General features: G+C 69.9%; 9 protein-coding genes and 2 tRNA genes. 6 read left to right on the top strand and 5 right to left on the bottom strand.

The features are described 5' to 3' along the window. The 5 genes from ACOJSN_RS24755 to ACOJSN_RS24735 all read left to right on the top strand — a co-directional run. On the top strand, positions 1-822 hold an 822-nt coding region (locus tag ACOJSN_RS24755; RefSeq protein ID WP_420115145.1), incomplete at its 5' end, for a glutamate--tRNA ligase family protein. Between the two features lie 10 nt (positions 823-832). Then, positions 833-1,492, top strand: coding sequence for an MOSC domain-containing protein (locus ACOJSN_RS24750; protein WP_420115144.1), 660 nt, complete (start codon positions 833-835; stop codon positions 1,490-1,492). After that, positions 1,489-2,253, top strand: coding sequence for an HAD family hydrolase (locus tag ACOJSN_RS24745; RefSeq protein WP_420115143.1), 765 nt, complete (start codon positions 1,489-1,491; stop codon positions 2,251-2,253). Before ACOJSN_RS24750 ends, ACOJSN_RS24745 begins: the two co-directional genes overlap by 4 nt. A gap of 115 nt (positions 2,254-2,368) precedes the next feature. After that, positions 2,369-2,440, top strand: a tRNA-Gln gene (locus tag ACOJSN_RS24740). A gap of 47 nt (positions 2,441-2,487) precedes the next feature. Next, positions 2,488-2,560: transfer RNA gene (locus ACOJSN_RS24735), tRNA-Glu, on the top strand. A gap of 46 nt (positions 2,561-2,606) precedes the next feature. Here ACOJSN_RS24735 and ACOJSN_RS24730 read toward each other — a convergent pair. Genes ACOJSN_RS24730 through ACOJSN_RS24715 form a run of 4 tightly spaced genes read right to left on the bottom strand, consistent with a single transcriptional unit; the run spans position 2,607 to position 7,313 of the window. Then, positions 2,607-4,034: a sulfatase gene (locus tag ACOJSN_RS24730; protein WP_420115142.1), complete on the bottom strand. Its 1,428-nt coding sequence runs from the start codon at positions 4,032-4,034 to the stop codon at positions 2,607-2,609. Positions 4,035-4,069: 35 nt separating this feature from the next. Continuing rightward, complete coding sequence (locus tag ACOJSN_RS24725) at positions 4,070-4,912, bottom strand: carbohydrate ABC transporter permease (RefSeq protein WP_420115141.1); 843 nt, start codon at positions 4,910-4,912, stop codon at positions 4,070-4,072. Beyond that, the gene (locus ACOJSN_RS24720; protein WP_420115140.1) at positions 4,909-5,841 is read right to left on the bottom strand and encodes a carbohydrate ABC transporter permease; all 933 of its coding nucleotides are present in this window, start codon (positions 5,839-5,841) and stop codon (positions 4,909-4,911) included. The genes ACOJSN_RS24725 and ACOJSN_RS24720 overlap by 4 nt, the downstream gene beginning before the upstream one ends. A 2-nt stretch (positions 5,842-5,843) precedes the next feature. Further along, complete coding sequence (locus ACOJSN_RS24715) at positions 5,844-7,313, bottom strand: ABC transporter substrate-binding protein (protein ID WP_420115139.1); 1,470 nt, start codon at positions 7,311-7,313, stop codon at positions 5,844-5,846. Positions 7,314-7,440: 127 nt separating this feature from the next. Between ACOJSN_RS24715 and ACOJSN_RS24710 the strand changes: the two genes are divergently transcribed. Beyond that, entirely contained in the window at positions 7,441-9,144 is a 1,704-nt protein-coding gene (locus ACOJSN_RS24710) for a substrate-binding domain-containing protein (protein ID WP_420115138.1), read from the top strand. Between the two features lie 2 nt (positions 9,145-9,146). On the opposite strand, the gene ACOJSN_RS24705 is transcribed toward ACOJSN_RS24710, so the two are convergent. Then, the gene (locus ACOJSN_RS24705; protein ID WP_420115137.1) at positions 9,147-9,944 is read right to left on the bottom strand and encodes a MerR family transcriptional regulator; all 798 of its coding nucleotides are present in this window, start codon (positions 9,942-9,944) and stop codon (positions 9,147-9,149) included. Between the last annotated feature and the right edge of the window lie 204 nt (positions 9,945-10,148).

Here is a 10,148-nt window from a genome sequence, read left to right as displayed (position 1 = left end):
CGTCAGATCGTGCTCTACCGGGCGCTGCTGGACATCGGGGTGGCGAGCGTGAGCCCTGCGTTCGGGCACCTGCCGTACGTGATGGGGGAGGGCAACAAGAAGCTCTCCAAGCGCGACCCTGAGTCGAACCTGTTCCTGCATCGCGAGCGCGGTTTCATCCCCGAGGGGCTCCTCAACTATCTCGGCCTGCTCGGCTGGTCGATCTCGCCGGACAACGACATCTTCGGCCAGTCCGAGATGGTGGAAGCGTTCGACGTCGCCGACGTCAACCCGAACCCGGCGCGCTTCGACCTCAAGAAGGCGGAGGCGATCAACGCCGCGCACGTGCGGCTGCTGGCGCCGGAGGACTTCCGCGCCCGGCTGGTGCCGCACCTGCACGCCGCGGGCGTGGTGGCTGCCGACTCGTTCGCCGATCTGGCACCGGCGCAGCAGGCGCTGCTGACCGCCGCGGCGCCGTTGGTGCAGGAGCGGATGACGCTGCTGGGCGAGGCGCCGGGGATGCTGGGCTTCCTGTTCGTGGCCGACGACGCGGTGGTGGTCGAGGACGAGGCCCGATCGGCGTTGCGTGAGGAAGCCGCGCAGGTGCTGGACGTCGCGATCGAGGTGCTCGACGGGCTGGCGGACTTCTCGCCCGAGTCGCAGCAGGAGGCGTTGAAGGCCGCGCTCGTGGAGGGCATGGGCATCAAGGCGCGGTTCGCGTTCGCGCCGCTGCGCACCGCCGTGACCGGGCGCCGCGTGTCGCCTCCGCTGTTCGAGTCGATGGAGATCCTCGGCAAGGACTCCTCGCTCGTGCGGCTGCGGGCGCTGCGCGCCTCGCTGTGAGCGTTCGATGATGCTCGACGGCGCAGGTCGGGTTGTCGCGGTCTCGCGCCTCTTCGAGGTGCGTGAGACCGATCGGCCGGGCTACCCCACGGGGATCGACAAGCGGCCGGTTCCCGGTCTCCTCGCCGTGGGTGAGCTCGGGGTCGAGGGCGACCGGCAGGTGGACACGGTCAACCATGGCGGCCCGGACAAGGCGGTCTACGCCTACGCCTCGGAAGACCTGGCTCACTGGGGCGCCGAGCTCGGCCGCGACCTCGGGCCCGGCATGTTCGGCGAGAACCTCACCACGGCTGGGGTGGACGTCACCGGCGCGGTGCTGGGGGAGCGGTGGGCTGTCGGCGACGGCGGGCTGCTGCTCGAGGTCACGATGCCCCGCACGCCCTGCTACAAGTTCGCGCACAAGATGGGCGAGCCCCGCTGGATCAAGCGGTTCACGGCGGCGGGAGCGCCGGGAGCCTACCTGCGGGTGCTGCAGCCCGGACCGGTCGAGGCCGGCATGGCGATCGAGGTCCGCGAACGGCCGGAACACGGCGTCACGGTCGGCGCCACGTTCCTCGACCCGCAGCCCGAGGCGATGATGGCACTGCAGAAGGCCGAAGCGAACGGTCAGGTGCGGCTGTCCGGACCGGTCCGCGACCAGATCGCGTTCGTGCTGGAGCGGGCGCAGTGACCGGCGTGAGCGGTGTGCTCTTCGACGTCGACGACACGCTCGTGGACACCGCCACGGCGTTCGGTGCCGGCCTCGCCGATGCTTTCGGCACGGTGACCGAGCTGGCGCCCGAGCAGCACGCCGACGTGGTGCAGATCTGGCGCGCCGACGCCGGTGGGCACTTCCGCCGCTACGTCGCGGGCGAGGTGGACCTGCTCACGCAGCGCCGCGCACGGGTGCTGGAGATCACGACCCACCTGCGCCTGCCCGAGCTGGACGACGAGGCGTTTGCGACCTTTGAGACCGCCTACCAGGCGGCGTTCGCCGCCTCCTGGGCGCTGTTCGAGGATGCCCACGCCTGCGTGGCCGCTGCCGTGGACGCCGGGCTCGCGGTGGGCGTGGTGACCAACGCCCCGGGCGAGCAGCAGCGGGCCAAGATCGCCGCCGTCGGCCTGGCCGACCTGTTGCCGACGCTGGTGGCGGTCGACACGCTGGGCGTGGGCAAGCCCGACGCTCGCGTCTTCCGCGAAGGATGCCGCCTCATCGGCACGTCGCCCGAGGCGACCCTGTACGTGGGGGACGAGCTCGAGGTCGACGCACGTGGCGCCGTCGGGGCCGGACTGAAGGGCGTCTGGCTCGACCGGCCGGGCCGACGTCGCGGGGGACCGCACGCCGTGACCGACGCCGACATCGACGCCGCGCAGGCGGATGGGGTCGAGGTGATCGCGTCGCTCGCCGAGCTGCCGGCGCTGTGGCAGGGGCGCGCACCCGCCTCGGAGTGATCATGCTCACGCCATCGGATTTCGGTCCGGGCGGATGCTCCGGTATCGTTGCCTGCCGGTACGACCTACGGGGTTCGCTCGCGTGCGCGCAGGCAACCTGGAGGTTATACCCCCATGGGGTATGGTGTAATTGGCAGCACGACTGATTCTGGTTCAGTTAGTCTAGGTTCGAGTCCTGGTACCCCAGCGGTCAGCAGATCCCTGCTCGTCAGGTATGCTGGTCCACCGTTGCCCGGCCCCGTCGTCTAGTGGCCTAGGACGCCGCCCTCTCAAGGCGGTAGCGCCGGTTCGAATCCGGTCGGGGCTACACAAGAAGGCCCCCGCTCACCGAGCGGGGGCCTTCGTCGTCTCGCTCAGAATGCCGAGAGTCGCGGCTGCGATCGGTCCTCGGTGGCGACCAGCACGTCGAGCAGCATCCGTTCCATCCTCACCTGCTGCTCGGCGGCCTCGGCCCGGCCCCACAGGTTCTGCTGCTCCTGCGCATCGCTCGCGAGGTCGTACAACTCGCCGTCGCGCGCGCGGTCGGTGGCGGGCGGGCCGTGATGGACCACGACCTTCCAGTCGCCGTGACGCAGCATCGTGGTGTGCACCGGCGGGTCGTACGGCCAGCAGCTGTTGCGGTACTCGGACAGGGCCCAGTCCCGGTCCGTGAAGTCCCCGCCCGACCACAGGGCGCTCAGGTCCCGGCCCTGCTGGCGCGGCATCGGGTCCACGCCGGCCGCCGCGAGCAGCGTCGGAGCGAGGTCGATCCACTCGACGAGCTCCTCGCGCACGGTGCCGGCCGGGATGCCTGCCGGCCACCGCATCAGCAGTGGCACGCGCACCGAGCAGTCGAACATCATCGGACCCTTGAGCATCATCTGGTGGTCGCCGAGCATCTCCCCGTGATCGCTGGTGAAGATGACGATCGTGTCCTCGGCCAGGCCCTGCTCCTCGAGGGCGTGGAGGATGCGTCCGACCTCGTCGTCGATCAGCGTCACCATCGCGTAGTAGTGCGCGATCGCATCCTGGACCTCCTCGGGCGCGTAGTCCACGAAGCCGCGGTCTGCTCCGGCATAGGACGCCTGCGAGGCTTCGGTGTAGATGGGCGGCTTCGTCGACAGGTCCGAGGTGATCGGCCGCGGAAGTGCGTCCGCGTCATAGCGATCGCGGTACTCGGCAGGCGAGCCGAATCCATGGTGAGGATCGAAGAAGTTGACGATGAAGCAGAAGGGCTTGTCGCGGTCGCGGCCCGAGGCGAGGAAGTCGATCGTCTCCTCACCGATCCATCGGCTGTAGTGCTGGTCGGTGGGCAAGCGGTCGATCGCGCCGTTGCCGCCCCGCTCGATCGCTTCGTCCAGCACGCCGGGGAAGTGGTCCTCAAGCCAGGCGTGGTAGGCGTTCTCGCCCCGCACGTACGGGTCGTGGGACCAGTGAAAGACACGGAAGCCATCATCGATGCGCGGTTCCGTGCGGCCGCCGAGGGCGGCGCCGAGGTGGAACTTTCCGACCAGGCCGCAGTCGTAGCCGGCATCGGCGAGTGCCCGGGTGAACAGCTGCTCGTCCGGGTTGATGTCGACCCCGTTCGCCCAGAGGCCGTGGTTGTGCACGTACCGGGACGTCATCAGGCTCGCCCGCGACGGTGCGCACACGGAGGACTGGGTGTAGCAGCGGGTGAAGCGGGCGCCCTGCTCGCCGAGTCGGTCCAGGTTCGGGGTGCTGATGTGCGGGTTGCCCGCGGCACCGAGGGCGTCGTAGCGCTGCTGGTCGGTGCTGATGAGCAGGATGTTCGGGCGGTTCATGGGTCTCCGTGGTCGGCGTGGCGGCGGCGAGGGCATCAGTTCTTCACGGCACCGGCGATCCCTTCCACGAAGTAGCGCTGCAGCACGAGGAACAGCGCCAGGATCGGCAGCAGCGACAGCGACGCCGCGGCCGCGAGCCCCGACCAGTCGGTCGAGTTCGTGCCCTGGAACGCGAGCATGCCGACCGCGAGGGTGCGGTTCTGCGGCGTGCTGAACGTGAACACCAGTGGCAGGAAGAAGTTGTTCCACGTGGCCAGGAAGGTCAGCACCACCACCGTGGCGGTGATCGGGCCGGACAGCGGCAGCATGATCCGCAGGAACGTCCGGAGGAAGCCCGCGCCATCGACAACGGCGGCCTCCTCGAGCTCCTTGGGCACCTTCGCGTAGAACCCCGCGTAGAGCAGCACGGCGGCCACGTGGCCGCCGCCGGCCAGCGCGAGGATGAGGCCAAGGTGGGAGTTCAGGAGCCCGAGCAGGTCGCTGAGCTCGACCACCGGAACGATGAAGAGTCCCGTCGGGATGAACATCGTGGCGGCGAGGACGCCCACGAGCATGCGCCGACCCGCGAAGCGGTACCGGGCGATCACGTACCCGGCCATGGCACATCGGACCACCACGATCACCACGGTCGCCACTGTCACGATGACCGAGTTCAGCATGTACCGGGCGAACCCGGCCTCGTCCCAGGCACGCGAGTAGTTCTCCCAGTGCCACTCCTGCGGCCACAGCGAGAGCCCGGAGCCGAAGATGTCCATGGCGTCCTTCACCGACGCCGACAAGATCCACAGCAGCGGGTACACCCAGGCGAGCGCGACGGCGGCGAGGACGATGGTCTGAATCCAGCGCAAGGTGCGCCGTGACGGGGTGCGCGCGGTCATGCTGCGCCCTCCTGGCGGCCGCGCACCACGCGGACCAGTAGCAGCATCACTCCGACCACGATGACCGTGAAGATCCCGAAGAGCACGCCGAGAGCGGCGGCGTACCCGAGATTGGGGTTCGATGCCGCGAACGCCTGTTGGTAGATGTACACCTCGGTCACCAGCGTCGAGAAGAACGGCCCGCCGCCGGTCATCGTGAGCACCAGGTCGAAGATCTGCATCGTCTCCACCACGGTGAGCATCCCGATGATCACGATGAACGGCACCAGCAACGGCATCGTGATGTGCGTGAAGCGCGCCCAGGCGTTGGCGCCATCGATCTCGGCGGCCTCGTACAGGTCGACCGGGACCGTCTGAAGTGCGGCCAGCCAATAGATCATCGTGATGCCCAGCCACTTCCACACATGCACCGCCATCACCGACTGCAGCGCGGTGCTGGAGCTGCCAAGGAAGTCGACGGGCGGTAGCCCCACCAGCTCGAGCGCGGCGTTGACCGGACCGGAGGAAGGGTCGAGCACGAACCCCATGACGATGCCGACGATCGCAGTGGTCGCGACGACGGGGATGAAGAACGCCGTGCGCAACAGCCGGGCGAGCGGCAGCCGGGGATTGTTGAGCATGATCGCCAGCAGCAGCGAGGCCGCCAGCCGGATCGGCACCGTGACCACGATGACGAGCATCGTGACCTGCACCGACCGCCAGAACAGCGGGTCGGTCAGCGCACGCTCGAAGTTGGCCGTGCCGGTGAACGTGCGATCCACGCCCAGGCCGCGCCAAGAGAGCATCGAGTAGAAGACGCTCGAGACGCTCGGCCAGATCGTGTACATGCCGAACAGCACCACGGTGGGGAGCACGAACACGTAGACCCACGGGCTGACACGGCGGCGGGTCCGCGACGAGACCGCCGGGCTTCGCAGGGTGGTCGCCATTCTCAGTACTGCTCGGCCGCGTAGTCCGTCCCGAGCTCGTAGTCGGTGAAGACCCAGTCCTCGAGCGAGACCTCGGTGCCGGCTGCCACGACCGTCTCGATCGCGCGGTCGCGTTCAGCCGCGAGCGCGTCGCTGTAGTCCTTGAGCGCGCTCACGGGATCGGCGACGTCACCCCCGATCACGCCCTGCACGATCTCGCCGAGGGTCGGCCGGATCTCCTCCATCTCGGCGATGACGGCACCGACCCCCGGGTTGCGAACCAGCGGGCTCGGAGCGAGCCGGCACCACTCCGAGAAGATCTCGATGGCACGGGTGTAGCTGGCGTCCACGTCTGCGTCGGCGACCACCGACAGATCCGCCGGTGGCTGATCCATGTTCGCCGCCAGCGACCGCGCGAACTCCGGCGTGGTGAGCAGCGAGAACAGCGCATCGACGCCCTCGCGATGCCCGCTGGTGCTCGACTGCCAGAACTGCCCGGTCGAGGGGCCACGGGCGGAGTAGCCCGCGCCGTCGGGCGTCGGCATGTTGGTGACCCCGACACGCGGGAGGAAGTCGGCGAACTGGCCACTGAGCACGCCCGAGTTCCACGGGCCGTCGAAGAACACCGCCGCCTCGCCGGCCGCCCATCGCGCGCGGGCTTCACGGGCGTCCAACGAGGTGGAGGCAGGCAGCATGGCGCCATCGGTGACCAGCGACTGCAGGAACTCCAGTGCCTGCAGGAAGCCGTCGGCGTGGAAGACGTACTCGCCGGTCGCAGGATCGGTGATGTCCGCCGGCGTGACGCTCGCCGTGTTGAACGCCAGGGCCTGACCGGCGCCCTGGGCCAGATCGACGAGCTGCTCCTGGAGGCGGCCGTCGAACGCGATGTTCCAGACCCACCCGGCGGTCTCGCCGCCGTCGCCGATGGCGGCCAGCAGACGGCGGAAGTCGTCCCAGGTGTGGGTGGTCGCCTCGGGGTCACCACCAGCACGCTCGAGCGCTTCGGCGTCGAACCAGGCGAGCGAGGAGTGCTGCTGGTGGGAGAACAGCGGCACCGAGTACACGGCCCCGTCGAAGGTGTGGACACCCTCGAAGAGTGCTCCGGAGGTCGCGGCCTGGGCGTCGGAGTCGAGCGTGACCGGTGCGATCAGCTCACGGGCCACGAGTGCAGGTGTCGGGATCCCCGTGAGATTGCTGAAAACGTCCGGCATCTGTTCGCTGCCGAGGGCGAGCTGTAACGCCTGGCCCATGTCGTTCGGGTTGTAGACGGTGCGCTCGACCTCGCCGCCACCGCCGTCGGCCCAGGTCTCGAAGATGCCCTGCAGCGCCCGCTCGAGCGGCTCGAAGTGATCCCACCACTGCAGCGCGCCGCTCGCGGCGGGCGGCGTCGTCCCGGTGCCGTCGGAGGTCGACGACCGGCTGCAGGCGGCCAAGGCTGCGGCGACGGCAGCGGCAGAGGCGCCGAGGACCGCGCGACGGCTGGGGGACTTCATGGCATCTCCTTCGACGTTCCATCGTTGTACCGGCGTCACCGTAGGGATGCGCGCTCGGCCCCGTCAATGCCTTGATAGCGTGCGGCCAGATGATGCATAAGTAGATGGACAACGGAGGGCTGACCGCATGGTGCGCACGGCGGCACTCGCTGCGCCCGAGATCGCAGAGCTGCGGGTCATGGCGCAGGCCGGAGGTCGCTCGGCGCTGCGCGCCCGGGTGCTGCTGCTGGCTGCGGAGGGGCATCGGCACACCGAGATCGCCGCTCTCCTCGGCGTCTCGCGTCAGAGCGTCGTGACGTGGCGTCGCCGGTACGCCGCCGGCGGCATCCGGGGGCTTCGGGATCGGCCTCACCACGGCCGCCCCACGAGCATCGACAGCTGGGAGATCATGCTGCGCTCGTTGGCGCCGCCTCGGGGACGCGACTGCTGGACGTCACGATCGTTGGCGTCTGCGTTGGGAATCAGCGGCGCCACGGTGGTGCGCGCCTGGCAGCAGCACGGAGCTCGGCCCATGCCCGGCGGTCGCGTGCGGCTGGCCGCCGAGCCACCGGTGGACGTCGGCCCTGTCGAGATCCTCGGGACCCGCCCGAGCGACGGTGGCGCGCTGGTCCTGCGCACTGGCCCGGCGGACACGGAGGTGATGGTGGCACCGCCCATGCCCGGCGCACCGCCCGGGGCGCACCTGGCTCCGGACGAGGCGCGGTGGCGGGAGATGGTGCGCGTGCTCCGGGTCCTGCACGACCGATCCGTCGGTGCGGCTGTCGACCCGCGCGCCGAGGTCGTAGACGCGTCGCCGAGCCTGCAGCGTCCACGTCATTATGAATCACAGCAGCATGCGCTACGGGTGACCATGCGGGAGGTTGCGGCCGCCGCCAGGGTGTCGATGAAGACCGTCTCCAACGTGCTCACGGGCAGCAAGCGCGTGGCCCCGTCGACGCGCGCGCGGGTGGAGGCGGCGATCGAGCGGCTCGGTTACCAGGTGAACACCGCGGCACGTCAGTTGAGGACCGGCCGTCGGGGCACCGTCGTGCTGGCCGTGCCGGAGTTCCGCGTCAACTATTTCGCTGAGCTCGCCGAGCAGCTCATCGACGCGGGTGCCGAGCGCGACGTCACCATGCAGGTTCAGGTCACACGCGGCGACCGGGACCGCGAGCGGGAGATCATCTCGACCGCGCGCGGCGTCGCCGATGGCGTGATCATGGTCGGGCAGGGGCTCACGGAGCGCGACCTTGGTGGATTGTCGGGCAGCGGTCCCTTCGTGCTGCTCGGTGAGAACATCAGCGGCACCTCGGTGGACCACATCACGATCAGCAACGCCGGTGCGGCGCGCACGGCGATGACACACCTCCTGGCGGCGGGGTGTCGCCGGGTGGCGCTGCTGGGCACCGGCAGCACCGCCGTGGCTGCTGCGCGCGTGCGCGGCGCGCAGGAGGCGGCGGCAGCGCTCGGCGTGGATCTCGATCCGGCCCTGATGGTCCCGGCCGGTCCCTGGCACCGCGACGCCGGAGAACGGGCCACCGTGGCGCTGCTGGAGGCAGGTGTGCCGTTCGACGCGGTGCTGGGCTTCAACGACGAGCTCGCGCTCGGTGCTGTGCGCGCGCTGCTGACGCACGGCGTCACCGTCCCGACCCAGGTGGCCGTGGTGGGATTCGACAACTCGCGTGACGCCGCGTACTCCACGCCGAGCCTCACCTCGATCGCACCCGACATGGCGCACATCGCGCGCCGTGCGCTCGATCTGATCGAGGAGCGCCAGCATCGCCGTGCTGGGGCGGAACCCGCGCACATCATTGCCCCGCACACGTTGGCAGTGCGCGAGTCCGCCCCCTGAGCTCAGTCGCAGGCCGACGTGACGCGGGCTTGCAGGGTGACGCTGTGCGGGGTGACGAGCACGCGGTAGCGACTGGTCGTGGCGAGCCCCTCGGGCTCGAGGGCGCTGTCGAGTGCGCGCCAGGCGTCTGCCCCGTCGGTGAGAGCGCCGTCAGAGGTGCTCGAGGCGGCCTCGGACTCGCCCGCGATGTCGGCGACATCGAGACCAGGTGGTGCGACGGCGTCGGGCGTCTCGATCCCGACCGAGACGGTGATCGGCCCACCGCCGGGCGGGGCGTCGTAGATCCGGACGAGCTCGCCGGTCCACGGGTGGCCGGACTCCTCCAGGTGGCTGCGCAGCCGGGCGGTGAGATCGCCGACGGCGTGGCCGATCTCGGTCTCGTCTCTCGCCTGGGAGGCGAGCTGGGCCAGGCGGATGGCGGGCAGGGGGTGGCGCTGGAACGTCTCGGCGGTCATCTGGACTCCTTCTTCGATGGATCGCAGACGTCGCTGCACCTCACCGAGAGCGACCTGGTCCGAGGCAATCCTGTCGGCAAGCTCGCGTTCCCGTGCCTGCAGCGACTCGAACAGGCGAGGCGTCGTCAGGGTGGGATCGAGCAGGTCGCGAATCGCCTCCAGGCCGAAGCCGAGCGAGCGGAGCGCAGCGATAGCGTGCACCCGCCCGATCTGGGCCTCGGTGTAGCGGCGGTAGCCCGACGCGGGGTCGATCGCGGCGGGGCTCAGCAGCCCCTCCGCCTCCCAGTGGCGCAGCATCCGCCGGGACGTTCCGGTGCGGTGAGCGACATCTCCGATGGTCAACATGGCATCACCCACCTCACCCCGTCACACGGTGTCAAGGTCAACCCCCCCCGTAGCCCTGCCGGGTCGAGGCAATCCGGGGCTCTCCGGCGGTTTCGGATGACCTCGAATCGGGGAGTAGGGGACGGGAGGGTCAGGCTTCCTCGGCCTTCTTCAGCACATCCGAGAGGCGATTGGCGGCGGCGACCACCGAGGCGGCGTGGAGGC

It is taken from the genome of Pseudactinotalea sp. (assembly GCF_048594945.1).
In the GTDB taxonomy this organism is placed as follows: domain Bacteria; phylum Actinomycetota; class Actinomycetes; order Actinomycetales; family Beutenbergiaceae; genus Pseudactinotalea.
Note: the sequence above shows the minus strand (reverse complement) of the source record. Positions and strands in the feature narration are given on the sequence as shown.

What these genes read in the sequence shown, in the direction of transcription:
- ACOJSN_RS24715 (WP_420115139.1), bottom strand. Translation starts at nt 7,313, where the DNA reads ATGAAGTCCCCCAGCCGTCGCGCGGTCCTCGGCGCCTCTGCCGCTGCC.
- ACOJSN_RS24705 (WP_420115137.1), bottom strand. Translation starts at nt 9,944, where the DNA reads ATGTTGACCATCGGAGATGTCGCTCACCGCACCGGAACGTCCCGGCGG.
- ACOJSN_RS24720 (WP_420115140.1), bottom strand. Translation starts at nt 5,841, where the DNA reads ATGGCGACCACCCTGCGAAGCCCGGCGGTCTCGTCGCGGACCCGCCGC.
- ACOJSN_RS24725 (WP_420115141.1), bottom strand. Translation starts at nt 4,912, where the DNA reads ATGACCGCGCGCACCCCGTCACGGCGCACCTTGCGCTGGATTCAGACC.
- ACOJSN_RS24710 (WP_420115138.1), top strand. Translation starts at nt 7,441, where the DNA reads ATGGTGCGCACGGCGGCACTCGCTGCGCCCGAGATCGCAGAGCTGCGG.
- ACOJSN_RS24750 (WP_420115144.1), top strand. Translation starts at nt 833, where the DNA reads ATGCTCGACGGCGCAGGTCGGGTTGTCGCGGTCTCGCGCCTCTTCGAG.
- ACOJSN_RS24730 (WP_420115142.1), bottom strand. Translation starts at nt 4,034, where the DNA reads ATGAACCGCCCGAACATCCTGCTCATCAGCACCGACCAGCAGCGCTAC.